At 66.6% G+C, this 19,547-nt stretch carries 15 protein-coding genes; 7 read left to right on the top strand and 8 right to left on the bottom strand.

Annotation, left to right across the window (positions count from 1 at the left end; genetic code table 11):
* The first annotated feature begins 18 nt into the window (after nt 1–18).
* Genes A7X65_RS31060 through A7X65_RS31050 form a run of 3 tightly spaced genes read left to right on the top strand, consistent with a single transcriptional unit; the run spans nt 19 to nt 2,696 of the window.
* On the top strand, nt 19–672 hold the full coding sequence (locus A7X65_RS31060) for an amino acid ABC transporter permease (protein WP_063692439.1): 654 nt from the start codon (nt 19–21) through the stop codon (nt 670–672).
* Nucleotides 669–1,400 carry an amino acid ABC transporter ATP-binding protein gene (locus tag A7X65_RS31055; RefSeq protein ID WP_063692437.1) on the top strand — a complete coding sequence of 244 codons (732 nt, stop codon included), beginning with the start codon at nt 669–671 and terminating at the stop codon, nt 1,398–1,400. The genes A7X65_RS31060 and A7X65_RS31055 overlap by 4 nt, the downstream gene beginning before the upstream one ends.
* Nucleotides 1,401–1,412: 12 nt before the next feature.
* Entirely contained in the window at nt 1,413–2,696 is a 1,284-nt protein-coding gene (locus A7X65_RS31050; protein ID WP_063692435.1) for an NAD(P)/FAD-dependent oxidoreductase, read from the top strand.
* A gap of 51 nt (nt 2,697–2,747) precedes the next feature.
* Here the strand turns inward: A7X65_RS31050 and A7X65_RS41010 are convergent, their stop codons facing one another.
* Nucleotides 2,748–3,002: a hypothetical protein gene (locus A7X65_RS41010; RefSeq protein WP_167358291.1), complete on the bottom strand. Its 255-nt coding sequence runs from the start codon at nt 3,000–3,002 to the stop codon at nt 2,748–2,750.
* Between the two features lie 68 nt (nt 3,003–3,070).
* A complete protein-coding gene (locus A7X65_RS31045; protein WP_063692433.1) occupies nt 3,071–4,660 on the bottom strand; it encodes a gamma-glutamyltransferase family protein in 1,590 nt (529 codons plus the stop codon).
* Between the two features lie 117 nt (nt 4,661–4,777).
* On the opposite strand from A7X65_RS31045, the gene A7X65_RS31040 reads away from it, so the two are divergent.
* Nucleotides 4,778–5,551, top strand: a complete 774-nt coding sequence (locus tag A7X65_RS31040) for an enoyl-CoA hydratase-related protein (protein WP_063692638.1) — start codon at nt 4,778–4,780, stop codon at nt 5,549–5,551.
* Nucleotides 5,552–5,728: 177 nt separating this feature from the next.
* Here the strand turns inward: A7X65_RS31040 and A7X65_RS42880 are convergent, their stop codons facing one another.
* Nucleotides 5,729–5,905 carry a hypothetical protein gene (locus A7X65_RS42880; protein ID WP_167358308.1) on the bottom strand — a complete coding sequence of 59 codons (177 nt, stop codon included), beginning with the start codon at nt 5,903–5,905 and terminating at the stop codon, nt 5,729–5,731.
* A gap of 10 nt (nt 5,906–5,915) precedes the next feature.
* Nucleotides 5,916–6,149 (bottom strand): DUF6894 family protein, encoded by a 234-nt coding sequence (locus A7X65_RS31035; RefSeq protein WP_063692431.1) that lies wholly within the window; start codon nt 6,147–6,149, stop codon nt 5,916–5,918.
* Between the two features lie 202 nt (nt 6,150–6,351).
* Between A7X65_RS31035 and A7X65_RS31030 the strand changes: the two genes are divergently transcribed.
* The 3 genes from A7X65_RS31030 to A7X65_RS31020 all read left to right on the top strand — a co-directional run bounded on the left by A7X65_RS31030 (nt 6,352) and on the right by A7X65_RS31020 (nt 10,584).
* Nucleotides 6,352–8,424 (top strand): PQQ-dependent sugar dehydrogenase, encoded by a 2,073-nt coding sequence (locus tag A7X65_RS31030; RefSeq protein ID WP_063692429.1) that lies wholly within the window; start codon nt 6,352–6,354, stop codon nt 8,422–8,424.
* Entirely contained in the window at nt 8,381–9,319 is a 939-nt protein-coding gene (locus A7X65_RS31025; RefSeq protein WP_063692427.1) for an SMP-30/gluconolactonase/LRE family protein, read from the top strand. The genes A7X65_RS31030 and A7X65_RS31025 overlap by 44 nt, the downstream gene beginning before the upstream one ends.
* Before the next feature lie 239 nt (nt 9,320–9,558).
* A complete protein-coding gene (locus A7X65_RS31020; protein WP_063692425.1) occupies nt 9,559–10,584 on the top strand; it encodes a histone deacetylase family protein in 1,026 nt (341 codons plus the stop codon).
* A 184-nt stretch (nt 10,585–10,768) separates the two neighbouring features.
* Here A7X65_RS31020 and A7X65_RS31015 read toward each other — a convergent pair whose 3' ends face one another.
* The 4 genes from A7X65_RS31015 to A7X65_RS31005 form a co-directional block, all read right to left on the bottom strand.
* On the bottom strand, nt 10,769–11,749 hold the full coding sequence (locus A7X65_RS31015; protein ID WP_063692423.1) for an LLM class flavin-dependent oxidoreductase: 981 nt from the start codon (nt 11,747–11,749) through the stop codon (nt 10,769–10,771).
* Nucleotides 11,746–12,477 (bottom strand): 4'-phosphopantetheinyl transferase family protein, encoded by a 732-nt coding sequence (locus tag A7X65_RS31010; RefSeq protein WP_063692422.1) that lies wholly within the window; start codon nt 12,475–12,477, stop codon nt 11,746–11,748. Before A7X65_RS31010 ends, A7X65_RS31015 begins: the two co-directional genes overlap by 4 nt.
* A 241-nt stretch (nt 12,478–12,718) precedes the next feature.
* Complete coding sequence (locus A7X65_RS42875; RefSeq protein WP_167358307.1) at nt 12,719–12,886, bottom strand: hypothetical protein; 168 nt, start codon at nt 12,884–12,886, stop codon at nt 12,719–12,721.
* A 142-nt stretch (nt 12,887–13,028) separates the two neighbouring features.
* The gene (locus A7X65_RS31005; RefSeq protein ID WP_063692420.1) at nt 13,029–19,469 is read right to left on the bottom strand and encodes a non-ribosomal peptide synthetase; all 6,441 of its coding nucleotides are present in this window, start codon (nt 19,467–19,469) and stop codon (nt 13,029–13,031) included.
* Nucleotides 19,470–19,547: the final 78 nt, after the last annotated feature.

Genomic DNA, 19,547 nt, shown 5'->3' with positions numbered 1-19,547 from the left:
TTCGTCGCAGGCTGTCCGATGAAAGGCTTCTGGCACGACGCCGTCGAGTTCTTCCCGATCCTGATGAACGGCGTCGCGCTGACGATCGTCGTCACGATCGGCTCGCTGCTGCTCTCGACGGTGCTCGGCCTGATCTGGGCGATGATGCGGGTCTCCGGCATCAAGGCGCTGTCGATGCTCAGCGCCAGCCTGATCAACGTCATCCGCGGCATCCCGATCATCGTGCTGCTGTTCTACCTCTACTTCGTGATGCCTGATCTCGGCGTCACGCTGTCGGCCCTGCAGGCCGCGATCCTCGGGCTCGGCATCGCCTATTCGGCCTATCAGGCCGAAAACTTCCGCGCTGGCATCGAGGCCATCGACAAGGGGCAGATCGAGGCCGCGCAGTCGATCGGCATGGGCTGGTGGCTCACCATGCGGCGGGTGGTGCTGCCGCAGGCGGTGCGCATCGTGCTGCCGCCCTACGGCAACGTCATGATCATGATGCTGAAGGATTCCTCGCAAGCCTCTACCATCACGGTCGCGGAGCTTGCCCTGCAGGGCAAGCTGATCGCGTCCTCGACCTTCAAGAACACCAGCGTGTTCACGCTGGTGGCGCTGATGTATCTCACCATGAGCATCCCGCTGATCCTGCTGGTCCGTCATTTCGAGAAGCGGGCCGGCAAGAAATGATCGAGCTCACCGACGTCCACAAGAGTTTTGGCCAGAACGAGGTGCTCAAGGGCATCTCGGCGTCCGTCCAGAAGGGCGAAGTGGTCTGCATCATCGGGCCGTCGGGCTCGGGCAAGTCGACCATCCTGCGCTGCATCAACGGGCTCGAGAGCTATGATCGCGGCGAGATCAGCGTCGAGGGCCTGAAGGTCGACCGCGACGCGCCGTCGATCGTGAACATCCGCACCCAGGTCTCGATGGTGTTCCAGCGCTTCAATCTATTCCCGCACCGGACGGTGCTGGAGAACGTGGTCGAAGGTCCGCTGTTCGTGAAGAAGGAGCCGCGTGCCCAGGTGCTGGAACGCGGCCGCGCGCTGCTCGCCCAGGTCGGGCTCGCCGAGAAGGCCGATGCGCATCCGCCGCAGCTCTCCGGCGGCCAGCAGCAGCGCGTCGCGATCGCGCGGGCGCTGGCGATGCAGCCCAAGGCGATCCTGTTCGACGAGCCGACCTCGGCGCTCGATCCCGAGCTCGTCGGCGACGTGCTCGGCGTGATGCGCAAGCTCGCCGACGACGGCATGACCATGGTCGTCGTCACCCACGAGATGGGCTTTGCCCGCGACGTCGCCGATCGCGTGCTGTTCATCGACGGCGGCGTGATCGTCGAGCAGGGGCCGGCCAAGGCGCTGCTCAACCAACCCCAGCATCCGCGCACGCAGGATTTCCTGCGCCGCGTGCTGCATCCGCTCTGACCGGATCTTGCAATGACGCGCCTGCCGCTGCCGCCTTCGCTCTATGCCGACACCGCCGTCGCGCCGGTGGCGACGCCACCGCTTGATACCGACAAGACTGTCTCCGTCGCGATCGTCGGCGGCGGCTATACTGGGCTCTCCACCGCATTGCATCTGGCCGAGCAGGGCGTCGAGGCGCTGGTGCTGGAGGCGCAGGAGCCGGGCTGGGGCGCGTCCGGCAACAATGGCGGCCACACCAATCCCGGGCTGAAGCACGACCCTGACCAGATCGAGGCGGATTTCGGCCCCGAGCTCGGTCGCCGCATGATCGAATTCTCCTACGGCACCACGAACTTCACCCACGATCTGATCCGCCGCTACCAGATCCCCTGCGAAGCGCGGCAGGGCGGCACGCTCCGCGCGGCCTATAACGAGGCCAGCGCCGCCGCGATCGAAAAGACGGCGCAGCAATGCATCCGCCGCGGCATGCCGGTGTCGTACCTCAACCGTGAGCAGCTGCGCGAGATGACCGGCACCGGCCGCTACATCGGCGCCATGTTCGATACGCGTGGCGGCGATCTGCATCCCCTGAGCTACGCCCGTGGTCTCGCGCGCGCCGCGATCTCGGCCGGCGCGAAAGTCCATGGCGAGACGCCGGCGCTGTCATTGCGCCGCGACGGCGGCCGCTGGCGCATCGAGACGCCGCGTGCGGTCGTCCACGCAGACAAGGTGCTGCTCGCCACCAACGGCTTTACCGACGATCTCTGGCCCGCGCTTCGCAGAACCATCGTCCCGGTGTTCTCCTCGATCGCCGCCACTGCGCCGCTGTCGGACGAGATCGCGCGTTCGATCATGCCGACGCGGCCGGTGCTCTACGAGAGCGGCCATATCACCGTCTATTACCGCATCGACCAGCAGAACCGCCTCTTGATGGGCGGCCGCGGCCCGATGCGCTGGATCAACTCGCCGAACGACGTCGCCTATCTCATGCGTTATGCGGAGAGGCTTTGGCCCCAGCTCAAGGGCGTGTCGTGGACCCATGGCTGGAACAGCCGCCTCGCCATCACCAAGGACCACTATCCGCATGTGCACGAGCCCGCGGAGAGCGTCCTGATCTCGCTCGGCTGCAACGGCCGCGGCGTTGCGCTTTCGACTGCGATGGGCGCGCAGCTCGCGCGCCGGCTGATCGGCGGCGCCAAGGCCGAAATCGACATGCCGATCACGGGCATCAACCCGATCCCGATGCACGCGTTCTGGCCGGTCGGCGTCACGACGGCCGTGATCGCGGGCCGCGTGCGCGACCGGCTGGGCATTTAAAAAGGCGCCGCCTTGTGATGGGCGGCGCCTCGTCAAGATGGCTGCTTCGCGTCAGCAGCGGCCTTGTTTCCACAGGCCGGGCGGGCACCCGTGACCACGCCAGCCGACCTTGCGTCCATGATGCCATCCCGGCGGGGTGCCGTGGCGATGGCCGTGGTATCCGCCGTGATGGCCATGACCACCACCATGGCCGTGACCATGGCCGCCTTTGGCGAGGGCCACGCCGGGCATCGTCAGGCCGGCGGCGACGATCACCGTTGCGGCGAGCGCGAGCTTCTTCATCGAAAATCCTCTCTTGTTAGGCACGCATCTGTCCGTTCGACGAACCGACATCGATTGCGGTGTCGCGCGCAAATAAGGAGGAGTCGTGGCGCTCAGGATTCGGCCACTGCATCGGCCCAGGGCTGGAAGATCTCGACCGCGCCGGAATTTATGTCGCCCTCGCGCATCACCACGCTCGGGCACGCGAATTTCTGCGGCAGCGCCTGCACGCGGCTTTCCTCATAGTCGAAGCGCGCGCCCAGCGTCTTGCGCACCCCCTCGGGTAGACGAGCATCGCCGATCACCACCGCGCCTTCGCTGGCATCGATGCGCGGCTGATGGATCGCAGTATCGAGGTCCATGCCGTAATCCATCGCGAACGACACCAGTTGCATAACCGACGGTAGGATGCGGCGGCCTCCGGAGGCGCCGACGGCGAGGCGCTTGCCGTCCTTCGTCTCCGCGATGACGGGCGTGTAGTTGCAGAGGCAGCGCTTGCCGGGCGCGAGCGAATTGGTGGTTCCCGGCGTCGGATCGAACCACATGATGCCGTTGTTCATGGCGATGCCGGTATGCGGCGTCACATATTTCGAGCCGAACGACGACAGCAGCGTCTGCGTCACCGCCGCGATGTTGCCGTGGCGGTCGACCACGGAGAAATGCGTGGTGCAGGCCGGCGCCAGATATTCGGCGCCGAGCGAGCGCTTGCCGTCGGCATCGCCCATGTCCTTGAGCCGCTCGCGGAAGGCCGCTTGCAGGGCGAGCGCATATTCGACATAGGCGGCCGCATCCGGCGCGCTCCCCGGCTTCCATGCCTGCTGCAACAGGCGCAGCGCGTGCGCCATGGTGGGCCCGGCCGTGAGCTCGGGCGTCGCATAGACCTTGCCGTCGCGATAGGGGATCGCCAGCGGCTCGCGCGAATGTGCGCGGAACGCGGCGAGGTCCTCGACCGACAGCGAGCCGCCATCGGCCTTGACGTCGGAGGCGATGCTCCTGGCGAGATCACCCTGGTAGAAATCGCGCGGTCCGGCCTCGGCGAGATGCGACAGCGTCGCCTTCAGCGTGTCCTGCGGCAGCCGCGTCTCGGCCTTGACGCCCCAGGGCGCGCTGGGCGGCAGCCCGTCCTTCAGGAACGCCGCGGCACTCGCGGGATAGCGCCTGAGATCGGCGGCCGAGCCCGAGATCGTCACCGTGGTCCACCAATCGACCAGCAGGCCTTCGCCGGCGAGCGCGACGGCCGGCGCGACCAGATCCTTCCACGGCATTTTGGCGTAGCGGCGATGCGCCTCCTCCATCCCGGCGACGACACCGGGCACGGCGATCGAGCCGGGGCCGTGAATGTTGCGATCGCCCTTCACCCGCGGCCAGGGGAAGAGATCGGAGGCGGCGCCTTCGCCGCTGAGCGGATAATCGGCGACGCGCAGGCTTTGCGGCGCACACATCCCGTAGTCGATCACCTCGGTGCGATTTTCCTTGGCGCGGTAGAGCACCATCGCTCCGCCGCCGCCGATGCCGCTGTTCCAGGGCTCCAGCACGTTCAGCGCCATGGTGGTTGCGACGATCGCGTCCACGCAGTCGCCGCCCGCCGCCAGCACTTGCGCGCCCACCTCGGCCGCCCGCCGCGATTGCGAGGCGACGATGCCGCCCTTGGACGTAACGGCGGGTTTGCGGACGGTTTGGTTGAGGCTGAACTGATGAGGCATGATGTCGCTTGATGTTCTGTGTGGATGTCTGTGTTGGCTGCGCTGCGCGCCGGCGCAATTGGCGGGGAGCGTGAAGAATGGCACATTGCCGCCAACGAGAACAAAGGGAGGCGCGACATGGCAGGTGTGAAACAGGCGCGGGATGGGGCGGTCGGAATCCTGACGCTCGATGAGCCCGCAAGCCTGAACGCGATGACGCCGGACCTGCTCGGCGCGCTCGCCGGCGGCATCGCCGGGATGACCGCCGACGAGAGCGTCCGCGCGCTGATCCTGACGGGCGAGGGGCGTGGATTTTGCTCAGGACAGAATTTGAAGGCGTCCGAGGCGCTCGGCGAGGACATCGCCGCCGGCGTGATGCGGTTTTACTGGCCGGCCTTCAGGGCGCTCCGCGAATGCCGTGTGCCCGTGGTCGTCGCCGTCAACGGGGTGGCGGCCGGCGGCGGCTTCAGCCTGGCGATGGCCGGCGACATGATTGTCGCAGCGCGCTCGGCGAGCTTCATCCAGGTGTTCAGCCGCATCGCGCTGGTGCCCGATCTCGGCTCGACCTGGTTGCTGCCGCGCCTGGTCGGCCGGCAGCGCGCGCTCGAGCTGATGCTGCTCAACGAGCCGCTGACGGCCGAGCACGCCCAGGAGATCGGCCTGGTGCGGCAGGTCGTCGACGATGCCAGGCTGATGGACGAGGCCCTGGTGCTGGCGCGCCGTCTGGCCGAGGGCCCGACGCGCGCTTTGGTCGCAACCCGCCTGCTGGTCGAGGAGAGCGAGCACGCGACCTATGAGGCCCAGTTCCGCCGCGAGATCGAGCTTCAGGCCACGATCCGGAAAAGCTCAGACGCCGTCGAAGGCCGCACCGCCTTCGTCGAGAAGCGCAAGGCGAGGTTTACGGGGAGGTGAGGTGGGGTCCGCTCCGCGACGTCATGGCCGGGCACAGCCGTCCGAAGGACGGCGTCGCTTCCGCTCGCCTATGTCCCGGCCATCCACGTTCTTCTTGGTGCCAAAAACGTGGATGCCCGGGACAAGCCCGGGCATGACGAACGAGAGACCGCTAGCGGAATTTCTAAGAGGCGCCGCTCAGAGCGAGCGGTCGAGCCGGCTGGCCTGATATTTGGCGCGCCATTTCGGGCCGGGCCCGCGCATGTAGTGCAGCTCGGGGCGGTAGGGGTTGCCGGCGACCCGCACCAGCGTCTGCCATTTGCTGGCAACGAAGGTCAGGGGCTGGCGGAACAGGCTGAGCGAAGCAAGCAGCATGACATCGACCTCAGTGGGGCTTGCCGAGCATGGCGGTGAAGGGGAGATCGAAGATCTCCTCGCCGTCGTCATCGCTGACATGGATCACCCAGTCGCGCCAATCTTCGGCACCGGGCGTATGGATCATCGAGTGCATGATCTGGGTGGCGCGGTCGCGTGCCTCGGTCAGATTGGCGACAGCGGCGCCGTAGCGGTCGATCAGCGTGCCCTCGGGGTTCGAGCAGTGAAAATAGACCTGGACCATTAGCGCCTCCTGTAGAAAGCGATTGGGACGGCAAACCGATACCACCCCAAGCATTCGCGAAACATTCGGGTCGAGCCCGGTAAGGGAATCTACGGAGATTGGTCGCCTCCAAAGTCGTTACAGGTTTAATCACAGGCAGGTGATGACTGGACGGCGCTGCGGCGCCGTGGAACAAGCGTCGCCGGAAGTTCGGGGGGCCACCGTGAACCAGTTCACATTCCGGAGCGAACGCCGAAATCTGCACGTGCTTGCAGCCTTCCTGATCGGCGCGCTGCTCAGCCCCGCCCCGTCATCGTCCGAGCCGGTCAGGAAGAGCGGCTACGCGATCGGCGCCGAGACCTGCGGCAGCGGCGATCTCGCTTTCCCCAGGATCCAGATCGACATGAAGGCGGGGTTCTGTGCCGGCCTCGTCGCCAGCGAAGAGGATCGCCTCAAGTTTCCGCGTTCGATCGTCCAGGTGCCAGGCCGCGACCTGTTCGTGGTGGCAGACATGGGCGGCTGGGGCCACACCGACGGACGGCTGCTGCTGCTCGATCCGCGCGCGCCGCAGGGACAGCGATTCAAGGAGCTGCTGACGGGACTCGAATACCCGTTCGGCCTGGTCATCGGCCCTGACAAGAAGCTCTATGCCTCGACCGCCGAAGCGATCTTCCGGTTCGATCCGCTCGCGGACAATCCGCGGGGCACGGTCGAGACCATCATCCGTCACATGCCGGGCCGCAGGATCACGTTGCCTGACGGCACCAGGCTCGACGAGAGCGCGCATCCGCTGAAGCAATTCGTGTTCGACAAGTCCGGGCGCCTGTTCGTCAATGTCGGCTCGCACAGCGACGACTGCATCACGCCGGCGCCGATCACGAAACCCTGCGCCGCGGCCGAAGGTGCCTCCGCGCTGGCATCGATCTGGCTGTTCACGCCGCCGGCGAGCGGTGTATTCCCGACGTTGACGCCGAAAGACCCCGATCCGCCGCACACCGTCTACGCGCGCGGCTTGCGCAATTCGCTGGCGCTGGCGCTGCATCCGATGTTTCCGGATACCGGCTACGCCTTCCTGCAAGGCGAGAACGGCCGCGACCTGCCTGACATCTTCAAGCCGAACGAGGAGATCAACGCGATCGAGCAGGGCCGGCATTATGGCTGGCCCTATTGCTACGACCTGTCGACGCCGAGCTCCGAATTCAGGCTCGTGCTGCAATCGGGCGCGTACAAGTCGTTCTGCTCGGCCAGTGCGCTCTACAAGCCGCCGCTGTCGCTGATGCCGCCGCACGGCGCGCCGCTCGCGATGCTCTATTATCACGGCGCCAAATTCCCGGAGCTGGACGGCAAGCTGCTGGTCGGCCTGCACGGCTATCGCCCGACCGGCAGCCGCGTCCTCGTCTACGACGTCGACGACCACGGTTTTCCCAAGCCCAGCCCCCCGCCGGTGCAATATCACGTCAGCTGCGCCGCCGATCCGACCCACAGCTTCCAGACCGACGCCGGCGAGGTCGCCGCAGCGCCGTTCGAGGAGCTGATCGCCGGCTGGCACCGCGTCAACGGCGCGCGGCCGCTCGGAGCCCCCGTCGGCATGACCGTCGCGGAGGACGGCGCGATCTGGCTGGTCGAGGACAAGAACCAGACCGTGATCCGGATCGATCGCGCCGCGGGCGAAGCGCCTCGGCCGCTGCCCTGCGACACGCGCAGCCAGGCCTTGATCGATCAGCTCGCGGCCTTCGTGGCCAGGGATGCGCAGAACAGCGTTCGCCTCACAACCTTGCGCAAAGGGCTCGTCGAGAAGCATTGCGTCGGCTGCCATTCGGATTTCGGACTGAACGCCGGGCAATCGGACGCGGAGAAGGACAGGGCGGTGCTGCGATTCATGCTGTCGCAGGACGGCTGGATCTATCCCGGTGATCCCGACGCCGGCAGGCTGCGCACGCGCCTGCGCGGTCTCGGTGCCGAGAAGCTGATGCCGCCGGGCGGCGAGAGCCTGCCGAAGACCGAGCCCGGCTACACGCGCCTGCTCGACACCGCGGACCTGCTCGTCGCCAAAATGGTCCCGGGCACGCGGATGCGGATCAAGCCCGGCCCGCCGCAACGCAAGTTTTTCGGCAAAACCAACAAGGAATGCGGCGAAATACCGGCCGGAAAGGTCGTCGTCGTGACACAAAGGAGCGCTGTAGACAAACCCGGCTTCAGCCGATTCTTCCGGCCGGCCGATCCCTATTTGAATGGCGAGTGCACCGACGACGATGGCTATTACATCCGGCAGGAATTTCTGGTGCCTGTGCAGTAGCATCCTGCTTGTCGCGACGCCGCTAGCCGCTGCCGACACAAAGCTGTTCGACAGCGTGCAGGTGACGCCCGCCAGCGAGTACACGTTCGGCATCGAAGGGCCGGCCGCCGATCTCGACGGCAATCTGTTCGTCGTCAATCTCGGCAAGCCCGGCACCATCGGCAGATTGCCCGCGGGCGGTGTGGCCTCGGAGCTGTTCACGACGCTCCCCGAAGGCAGCGTCGGCAACGCGATCCGCTTCGATCGCAGCGGCACCATGTTCGTCGCCGACTACAAGAAGCACAACATCTTCGCGATCCCGAAGGGCGCCAGCGAAGCCGCCGTCTGGTTTCACTCCGACGAGATGAACCAGCCCAACGACATCACCGTCGCCCGCGACGGCACCATCTATGCGAGCGATCCAAACTGGAAGGGGCGCGAGGGCCACATCTGGCGCATCGCGAAGGCCGCCGACGGAACGGTGCAGGGCCAGGTGATGTCGGCGCCGCGTGCGATGGGCACCACCAACGGCATCGATCTTAGCCCTGACGGCAAGACGCTCTATGTCGGGGAATCCTCCAGCGGCCAGATCTGGTCCTATGCGATCAACGGCAACGAGCTCACTGCGGCAAAGATGGTCAAGGCGTTTCAGCCCGACACCGTCGACGGCCTGCGCACCGACGTCGCCGGCCGTCTCTATGTCGCGCGCATTCTCAAGGGCACGATCGCGCTGATGAAGCCCAATGGCGCGGTCGAGCGCGAAATCACGCTCAAGGCGAAGGAGCCGACCAATCTCGCCTTCGGCGGCAGCGACGGCAAGACCGTCTTCGTCACCCAGCGCCAGGGCGGCTTCATCGAATCCTTCCGCACCGACCAGCCGGGCCGCGAGCACTGCCTCCAGCGCGGGCGCTGCTAGGGCATGATCCGGAAAAGTGTGCAGCGGTTTTCCGAAAAGATCATGCCCAACTAAAAGAGCATCGCGGGCGGTCTGCTTCTGGCGCAGGACGGTGCGGCGGAGGCGGCATTCTTCTTGCTTGCATCTGGCCGCCGCAGCGATCAAGACTCTGTGGCACCGCCAAAGCGTTTTCGAGCGAAGTGGGTACCGGTTCGCGTGAAGAAAACGCGTCCAGAGAGCACGCGACCACGGAGTGTTGAGTGAAAGCCGTCCATACCGAACTGCACCGCAGCCACGATCCGCAATTCTTCCTGGTTCGCGGCGTCGTCAAGCGCACCACCGAACAGCCCGAGCGCGCCGACCGCCTGCTCAAGGGATTGAAGGACGGCAAGCATCAGCTGGTCGAGCCGACCGCATTCGGGCAGGGGCCGCGGGCGCGCATTCACAGCCCGGAATATCTGACGTTCCTGAGCGAAGCCTGGGACGCCTGGACCGCGCTCGGCGATTCCGGTCCGGAGATGATCGGCAACATCCACCCCGTGCGGCACGCCGCGACCTATCCGACCCACATCGTCGGCAAGCTCGGCTGGCACACCGCCGACACGGCGGCGCCGATCGGCCCGGGCACCTGGGCCGCGGCCTGTGCGGCAACCGATGTCGCGACCACGGCGGCGCAGATGGTGATGGACGGTGAAGACGCGGTCTACGCGCTCTGCCGTCCACCCGGCCATCACGCCTATCGCGACATGGCCGGCGGCTTCTGCTTCCTCAACAACAGCGCGATCGCGGCGGCGCATCTGCGGCTCAAGCACGAGCGCGTCGTGATCCTCGACGTCGACGTCCATCACGGCAACGGCACGCAAGGGATCTTCTACGCGCGGCCCGACGTCTACACGGTGTCGATCCATGCCGACCCCATCGCGTACTATCCCTATGTGTGGGGCTATGCGCATGAGCGCGGCGAAGGTCCGGGCCTCGGCACCAATCTCAACATCCCCCTGCCGATCGGCACCGGCGATGACGGCTACATGCAGGCGATGGAGCTCGCGCGCAAGGCCATCGAGTCGTTCGCGCCCGGCGCGCTTGTCATCGCGCTCGGCCTCGATGCGTCCGAGCATGATCCGCTCAAGGGACTGTCAGTCACCACGCCCGGTTTCCGCCGCATCGGCCAGGCCATCGCGAAGATGGGCCTGCCGACCGTGTTCGTGCAGGAGGGCGGCTATCTCTCCGATATCCTGGGCGCGAATTTGACCTCGGTGCTGGCGGGGTTTGAAGAGGCAAGGTGAGGTGTTCTTAACCTCTCCCCGCTTGCGGGGAGAGGTCGGAATTTGCGGAGGCAAATTCCGGGTGAGGGGGTACAGGTCCCACGGTTATCTCACGCGTGGAGAGATGCCCCTCACCCCAACCCTCTCAGTGCGAGCGAAGCTCGTCGCGACCCCGTAAGAACGGGGAGAGGGAGCAGAGGCACCTTCAAAACATCCCGCTCGCCGCGAGCGCCTTGCAAACGTGTTGCATCTCGGACTCGTCCGCGACCATGTCCAGCATGATCGTGGTCAGCCCCTTCGCCGCAAACGCCTTCAGCTTCGCGCCGATCTCCTCGTAGCTGCCCACGAGGTAGGGGCAGTCGGCCTGGAAGGTCAGGAACGGCAGCAGCCAGTAGCCGTTGTCCAGGAGTTCGCCGCTCTGCCCCTCATAGAGACGCCGCTTCCACACGGAGTCGCTGTTCTCCACGGTGAGCGCGAGCAGCTCGCGATCGTCGGGGCTGTCGCGAAAGCGCGCCTTGGCCGCCTCCCGCGCATCGTCACTTTTCTCGCGGGCGAAAATTCCAAAGTTCATGCCGGGTGCGTCGAGCCCGCGATCGAGATCGGGCGGCAGCATCTGCATCTTGATGCAGCCGGTCTCCCGGGCCACGCGCTGCGCGGCCTCGGACTGGCCGGCGATCAGGAATTCCGGCATCAGCTCGGCCGGCAGACGCGGGCGAAGTTGCAGATTGCCGGCGCGGTAGAACCGGCCCTCGACCGTCACCGGCCGCGGGCTCGATAGCAATTGGCGCATCAGCGCGACGTACTCGCCGAGCCGGACATAACGGTCGGCATGGCTCTGCTCGTCGCCGAGGCCCTGCAGGTCGCTGACCGCGGTCCCCGTGATCATGTTGAGATAGACCTTGCGGCCGTAGAGCTGCGCGAATGACGAGACGAATTTCGCGGCCGTGAACGGGTGCATGTAGACCGGGTTGACCGCGATCAGCGGCGAGGATCGGGTCGTCCCCGCCATGATGTGCTGGGCCATGGCCCAAGGCTCGACGAACACGTCGTTGCCTTCGAACAGCAGAATGCCTTCGAAGCCGTTGCGGTCGGCAAACTCGGCCACCCGCATCAGCTCGGCGACATATTTCCTGGGATCGCGGTTGCGCGAGATTGCGGGAAAGACGCGCAGCCGCGGGGGCGTCATTCAGCCGCTTCCTGGAGCGGCCAGTCATTGCGGGAGATGGGGAGGCCGCCGTCGGCACGGGAGCCGTCGGCGATCGCGAGGCGGTGCGACGGGGAGGGCGAGCACAGCGAGAAGCGCCAGCCTTCCGGATCGTCGGCGATGTCGGGCTTGAAGCTGATCTCGATGGCCTCGCGCGACACCTGCATCGCGAAGGCATCGAGCGGCAGATTGAGCCCAAAGCCCCTCGCCTTCAGATAGGCCTCCTTGAGCGTCCAGTAGTCGAAGAAGCGGTCGATCGCGGCGGGCTCCGGCAGGCCGCGCAAGGTTTCGACCTCCTCCGGCGCAAAGAAGCGATGCGCGGTCGACAGCGGTGCGACGCGCCGCGACACGGTTTCGACATCGACCCCGACGGTCTCATGCCGCGAGACGACGCAGGCAACGCAGCCATCGGCATGCGAGAGGCTGAAATGCAGAGGGGTCGAGGTCTTGGGCGCTGCAACAAACGGACGCCCGTAGCGGCCGGCCCCAAAGGACCAGTCCGAGGGCGCGACGTTGGGCGCAACCTTCGACAGCGCGAGCCGCAGCATGGCATGCGCAAAAATATATTGTCGCCGATGCCGCTCGAACATGAAGCGGTCCGCGCGGATCCGTTCGTCGACCGAGAGCAGGCGCCGGCACGCATCGGCCGCGCCCGGCGCATCAATGGTCTCGATCAGTCCGACAAACAATTCAATCGTGTCGTCTGCCATCAATTGGGCCTTTGGCGTCAGGCAGAGGCCAAATCCCCGGCCCTGACGGAAGAATCAACTGAGCAAGAATCAACCAGTGGACCGTTGCTAACGGTCCACCCGGGCAATTTCTTGTCGATTTGCAGGCCGGTTTACAGACGCAAGCTTGTGCGAGACCCCAACTCGACGAGCGAGCGGCCAAATTCGAACCGGAGGCCGAAAATAAGCCTGAAGATTCCTGCGGCGTCTCCGCCGACTAGTCTTACTTTTTCTTCTTGGCCTTCTTCGACCCGCCCAGCATCGAAAGGCTGGCGTCGACGTCCTTCATTGCGGACTGGAGCTTCTTCTTCTCGTTGGTCAGCAGCTTCTGCAGGGCCTTACGGTCCTTGTCGCTCAACGAGGTACCCTTGGTAAACTTGATGAAACCCATAATGCACTCCCCCGGTTGAAAATAATCGTCCAAATCAAAACGCGAGAATAATCTTGCGCGCTGGCGCCAAATAATCAAGATGCAACTTGCTCATTCACAGCTTTGACGAGTGAACTCCTATTCGCTTGTCCTGGACGGCCGGTCATGCCGCCTTGCGAGCGAGCAGCTGGCCCAGCGGCGTGTTGGGCTGGGTGACGGCGGCGCCGAGCAGCGCGGCAAGATCCTCCATCCATCCGCCGACCGTATCGCCGCCGAGCAGCTCGCGCTTGTAATTGCATGAACCGGTGATTCCGTCCGGGCGCTCCTTGAGCATCAGCGACAGCCAGGTCTGGTCGATCGGCAGCACCGGCTGGCCCTCGCGCGCGACGTTTCCGATCGATTGCACCGCAATGTCCGGCAAATCGAGCGGCTGGCGCAGCGGATTTTGCAGTGTGAAATAGACCTGGAGCAGCGCGGCCGGATCGATCCCCTCCTGCTCGAGACGGTCGGCCAGCATGTTGAACGGCAGCTCCTGCCGCGCATGCGCATCGAGCACGCTCTGGCGCACGCGGGCGAGGGCCTGCGCGAACGACAGATCCGGCGTGATCGTCGTGCGGACGATTACCGTGTTCTCGAACGGGCCGATGATTCGGTCGGTGTCCGGCTGGGCGCGATTGGCCATGGCGGTGGCGACCGAAATGTCGGTGCGGCCGGTCTGCGCCAGCAGCAGCGCCTTCAACGCGGTGAGGAGGCACATGAACAGAGTGCCGTTGTGCTGACCGGCGAATGTCGTGAGTCGCGCGATCAGATCGGGCTCGAACCTCAGCGGATGGTGCCCCGTGGATGCGCCGGGGGACGCCTCGCCCTCGAAGATCGGAACGGCGCCGCGCAGATTCTCCGTCCATTCGGCGGCCTGGCGACGGGCGGCGTCGGTGCCGCACCACCAGCGCTGCCAGCGTGCGACGTCGGAGAAGGCCGGCGGCGGCTTCGGCAGCGGCGCCGCAGCGCGCCCGGCCAGCGCCGCATAGCGGCTCGACAATTCCTCGAACAGCACGCCGATCGACCAGCCGTCGGCCACGGCGTGATGCAGCGTCAGCAGCAGCACATGTTCCTCGGCATGCAGCCGCAGCAGCCGCGCCCGCAGCAGCGGCGGCCGCGCGGTGTCGAACGGAGCATAGGTTTCCTGCTCGATCAGGAGCTCGATCTTCCTGAGCTCGAGCGCCTTGCGCCGCTTGTTGTTGTGCAGCCGTCCGTCGCCAATGGCCTCGACGGTGAGGACGGGACCGAGTTCGCTCGGGGTGGCGATGCGGCTGACGGGCTCGTCGCCGTTCCAGCCGAACCCGGTCCGCAGCGATTCGTGACGGCGCACGATGTCGCCGAACGCTTGCGCGAGGATGGCCGGATCGAGCGCGCCATCGAGCCGGAAGGCGAAGGGCAGGTTGAACAGCGGCAGGCCCGGCAGGTTCTGCTCGATGCGAATCATCTGGTCCTGCGCGACCGAGAGCGTCGGCGGTCCGTTTGCGACCAGCCGCGACAGGCTCGCGGCGGGCACGGGTGCCTTCGCGGCCGTGGCCTCGTCGACCCAGCGCGCGAGCTCCTCGACCGTCGGCGCCTCGAAGATGGTCTTGATCGGCAGCGACACGCCGAGCGCCCGGGCGATGCGCGCCATCACCCGGCCCGCCAGCAGCGAGTGGCCGCCGAGATCGAAGAAATTGTCGGTGATGCCGATGCTCTCGACCTTCAGCAGGTCGATCCAGATGTCGGAGAGCACCTTTTCGGTGAAACGCCGCGCCGGCACGGCCGCATCCGGGCCGGAACTTTCCTGTTGTGCGGGCGCCAGCAACGCGGACCGGTCGATCTTGCCATGGGCGTTGAGCGGAACCTGATCCAGGAACAGGAAGGCGGAGGGGATGGCATGGCCGGGCAGCCGGCTCTTCAGGAAGTCGCGCAATTCGCTGGCGCTGATCCGGCTGCCGGGCTTGGCGACGATATGGGCGATCAGCCTGACATCGCCGCCGGATTCGCGGCGCGGCTCGACGATGCCGGCGCGCACGCCCGGATGGCCGGCGAGCGCATTCTCGATCTCCTTGAGCTCGATGCGGTAGCCGCGGATCTTGACCTGATGGTCGGCGCGGCCGAGGCATTCGATCGTGCCGTCCGTGCGGCGGCGGGCGAGATCGCCGGTGCGGTACAGCCGGGAGCCTGCCTGACGCGAGAACGGATCGGGCAGGAAGCGCTGCCGACTTTGCGCGGGATCGTTGACGTAGAAGCGGCCGACGCCGGCGCCGCCGATGCAGAGCTCGCCGGTCACGCCGGCCGGCTGCGGCTGGAGATTTGCGTCGAGCACATAGAGCTGCGTGTTCGGCAGCGGCGCGCCGACCGGAACGTTGCCGGTCGCGCTTCCCGGCGCCTTGGTCAGGCGATGCAGCGACACGTCGTCGGAACATTCCGACGCACCATAGGCATTGATCAGCGGCACTTTCGGGCAGCGCGCGAACCAGGCCCGGCAGAGATCGACCGGCAGCGGCTCACCGGTCGAGATCAGCAGCCGCAGCTTTGCGAAGGCGCGCCGGATCGGCGCCTCGTCCATCCGGTCGAGGATCACGCGCAGCAGCGACGGCACGATCTCCAGCACGGTGATGTCTTCGCGCTCGATCTCACGGGCAAGCAGGATCGGGTCCTGGACGATCGCGTTGGCGCAGACATGCACGCGCGCGCCCACCATCGGCCCGGCGAGGAACTGCCAGACCGAGATGACAAAACTCTGCGGCGCGGTCTGCGCGACCACGTCCTTCGCCGACAGTTTCAGCTCGGAAATCAGGGAGGCCAGATGGTTCGACAATCCGCGCTGTTCGATCATGACGCCCTTCGGCGCGCCGGAGGAGCCGGACGTGTAGATGAGATAGGCAAGGCTCGCGGCCGTGCGCCGCGCGGCACGGGCGGGCCTCGCCGCCGTCGGCGCGGCCGTGTCGTCGAGCTCGGCGACCAGGATACGCCCGACCAGCGGTTCGAGCAGCGAGCCGACCATGGATGACTGCGCGCGCCCGGTCAGCAGCATGCTTGCGCAGCTCGATCCGAGGATGGTTGCGAGCCGCGCCGGCGGTTGCTCGGGATCGAGATTGAGGAAGGCCGCGCCCACGCGCTGCACCGCGATCATCGCGGCGAGCAGGTCGGGGCCACGCTCCGCGAGCAAGGCGACCACGGTCTCGGGCCCCGCGCCTTCGCGGGCCAGCCAGCGCGCGATCGCCTGGCTGCGGCGCGCCAGCTCGCGATAGCTCATGGAGATGCGGCCGTCCGACACCGCAATTGCGTTCGGCGTCTTCTTGGCGTGGCGATCGAAGCGTTCGCTCAGATTGCCGCGGGCGGTGAAGTTGGCCGGCACGCCCCGGCCTTCCGCCAGCAATTGCCGGCGCTCGGCCTCGGTCAGCAGCGGCAGACGCGAGATGCGCTGCTCCGGATTGGCGATGACCGCCTTCAGCAGCGTCCTGTACTGCGCGGCCATGCTTTCGATCGTCACCGCGTCGAACAGATCGGTGGCGTATTCGAAGAAGCCGGTGAAGCATCCCTCGGCCTCGACCAGTTCGAGCGTGATGTCGAAGCGCGCCACCTTGGGATCGACCTCCAGCCGCCGCGTCGACAGGCCGGGGAAGCGCGCCGCCTCGATCGAGGCGTTCTGCAGGATGAACATGATCCGGAACAGCGGATTGCCGTCCGTCCTTCGCGCGATCTGCAGCGCGCGCAGCACCTCCTCGATCGCAAGGTCCTGGTTGCGGTAGGCATCGAGCGTGACCTGGCGCACCCGCCGCAACATCTCGCCAAAGCCGGGGTCGCCGCCAAAGTCGTTGCGCAGGATCAGGGTGTTGGCGAACAGCCCGATCAGGCGCTCGCTCTCGATCTGGTTGCGGTTGGCGATCAGCGATCCAGTCGCGACGTCCTCGTGCGAGGTGTGACGGAACAGCAGGCACTGGAAGGCGGCGAGCAGCGTCATGAACGGCGTGACGCCCTGCTCTTGGCTCAGCGCGCGGATATCGCCCGAGAGGGTTTTGGAGAACTCGAAATAGTGACGGGCGCCGAGGCCGGTCCAGACCTCGGGCCTCGGCCGGTCCGTCCGCAGCGGCAGCGTGGTGACCCCGTCGAGCTGGGCCTTCCAGAAGTCGAGCTGCTCCCTGGCCGCCGGCGTCTGCGCCCAGCTCTGTTGCCAGAGCGCGAAGTCGCGATACTGGAAGGTGGGCGAGGGCAGCGCCGCCACGCTGGTCTTGCGGGCGGCGGCGTAATGCGCGGCCAGCTCTTCCCAGAACAGCCGCTGCGACCAGCCGTCGGTGACGAGGTGATGGATGTTGACCACCAGCGCGTGGTTGGTCTTGTCGAACGACAGCAGCGTGACCTTCAGCGGCGCCTCGCGCGCGAGGTCGAACTCGTATTGCGCGAGCTTGAGCGCCTCCCGCCTGACGACGGCGGCCTGCTTGCTCGCGGGGCAGGGCTTGAGCTTGACCCGCTCGAACCGCGGCGGAGCTGGCAGCACGCGCTGCGCCGGTTCGCCCTGCCGTTCGACGAAGACCGAACGCAAGGCCTCGTGGCGTGCGCAGATCGCGGTGAGGCCCGCGGACAGCGCGGCGACGTCGACCGCGCCCTTGAGCACGGCGACCTCGACGACATTGTAATTGTAGCGCGTCGGGTCGAGCCGCGAGAGCACGTACATCCGCTGCTGCTGGAACGACAGCGGCGCGTCCGCTGCCGCAGCATTGGCCTGGCGCCAGGCCGGCAGTGCTTCGCGACGCGTTGCTGCGGTCTCCAGTCGGGCCGCAAGCGCGGTGACCGTGGCGCAATCGAAGATGTCCTCGAACGAGAAGTCGACGTTGAAGCGTTCGCGCAGGCGAGAGCGCATCTGCGTCACCGCCAGCGAATCCGCGCCGAGCGCGAACACGTCCTGATCGACGCCGACCTGCGGCAGCTCGAGGAGGCCGGCCCAAATGTCCGCAAGCTGGGTCTCCAGCGTATTGCGCGGAAGCTGCGCGTCATGGCTGTCGCCCGGCGCTGCGATCAGATCTGCCAGCGCGTTGCGCTTGACCTTGCCGCTGGCGCCCTTCGGAAGCGCCGCGACACTGCGGATCAGGCTCGGCACCTTGTAGGCCGCGAGACGTTTGCGCGCGAACTGGCGCAGCTGGTCCGAACTCGCCTCCGAATTCGGCCGCAGCACCACGACGGCAGCGACGTTCTCGCCGAGCTTTTGGTGCGGGACGGCGAACACGCCGGCCTCCAGCACCGCCGGATGGCTCAACAGGACGTCTTCCACCTCCAGCGGCGAGACCTTCTGGCCGCCGCGGTTGATGACGTCCTTGATGCGGCCGACGATGAACAGGTAACCGTCGGAATCGAGATAGCCGAGATCGCCGGTCCTGAACCAGCCATCACGGAAGGCCACCTCAGTCGCCGCATCGTCATTATAGTAGCCACGCGACATGTTGGCGCCGCGCAGCACGATCTCGCCGTGCTGGCCGCTCGCGCGCGCACGGCCGGTCTCGTCCATGATCGCGATCTCGGGTCCCGCGGCGCGCCCCACAGATCCGACCTTGCGCAGCTCGAACGGATTGGCCGCGATCTGCGACGCCGCCTCCGTCATGCCGTAGGTCTCGAGCACGGGGACGCCGAACGTCGCCTCCAGTCCGGCAAGGATCGCGGGCGCCAGCGAGGCCGAGGCGGAGCGGATCACGCGCAAGGACGAGGCCCGGGCGCGGTCCGGATCAGATTCCGCCGCGGTCAGCAGCGCACGATGAATGGTCGGCACTGCCGTGTACCAGGTCGGCTGCAGCTCACGCATCCAGCCGAAGAAGGATGCGGCGTCGAACCCCTCGGTGCAGATCACGCTGGAGCCGGCGGCGAGCGCGGTCAGCAGGCCCGAGATCAAGCCATGGGCGTGAAACAGCGGCAGGACGTTGAGCAGGCGATCATGGGGCGTGAGCGAGAGCACGAGCCCGGCATTCTGGGCGGAGAGGCACACATTGCGATGCGTCAACGGCACCATTTTCGGCCGCGCCGCCGTCCCCGACGTCAGCAGGATGAAGGCATCGTCGTCCTCACGCGAGACGCCGCGCGTGCTCGCCGGCCCGACGGACGGGCCGGTGAACGTGCCGCCGCCGAGATCGTCCTTCGGCCCCGGCACGAAATCGATCACTGCGATATCGAGCATCCTGGCGACGTCGCGGCTGGCGGAGTTCATGTCGGCGCGGGTGACGAGCGCGGTCAGCTTCAATTCGCTGAAATAGCGTTGCAGCTCGTCGGCCGTCAGGTCCGGATTGACGGGCACGCAGGCGCAGCTCGACGCGACCGAGATCAGCGCCAGCGCGCTGTCCGCGCCGCGCGGCAGCGCGACGGCAACCCGGTCGGCGGGCGCAATGCCGAGACCGCGCAGCGTGCGCACCATGTCCCCGATCCGCTCGCCAAGTGCGCCATAGAGGAGGGCCGGCCGGCCAGGGGCGAGAAGGGCGGGCGCCGCAGGCATTCTGCGCGCGTAGAAGTCGAGGAGGGCGCCGATATGGGAAAAGGCCTTCGCTTCGAGGCTCGCGCCGGCCGATCCCGCTGTGGATGCAATGTCCGACAATGCCATTCCCTTTTGATCTGATTGGGCTATTCTTCCCAAGAGTTAGGGAACGCGTCCAGTCTGAGGTGAAGTTCGGGCCCCAAA

Origin of the sequence: Bradyrhizobium stylosanthis (assembly GCF_001641335.1) — a bacterium.
Classification (GTDB): domain Bacteria; phylum Pseudomonadota; class Alphaproteobacteria; order Rhizobiales; family Xanthobacteraceae; genus Bradyrhizobium; species Bradyrhizobium stylosanthis.
The sequence above is the reverse complement of the archived record's forward strand: the minus strand, read 5'-3'. Positions and strand labels throughout refer to the sequence as shown.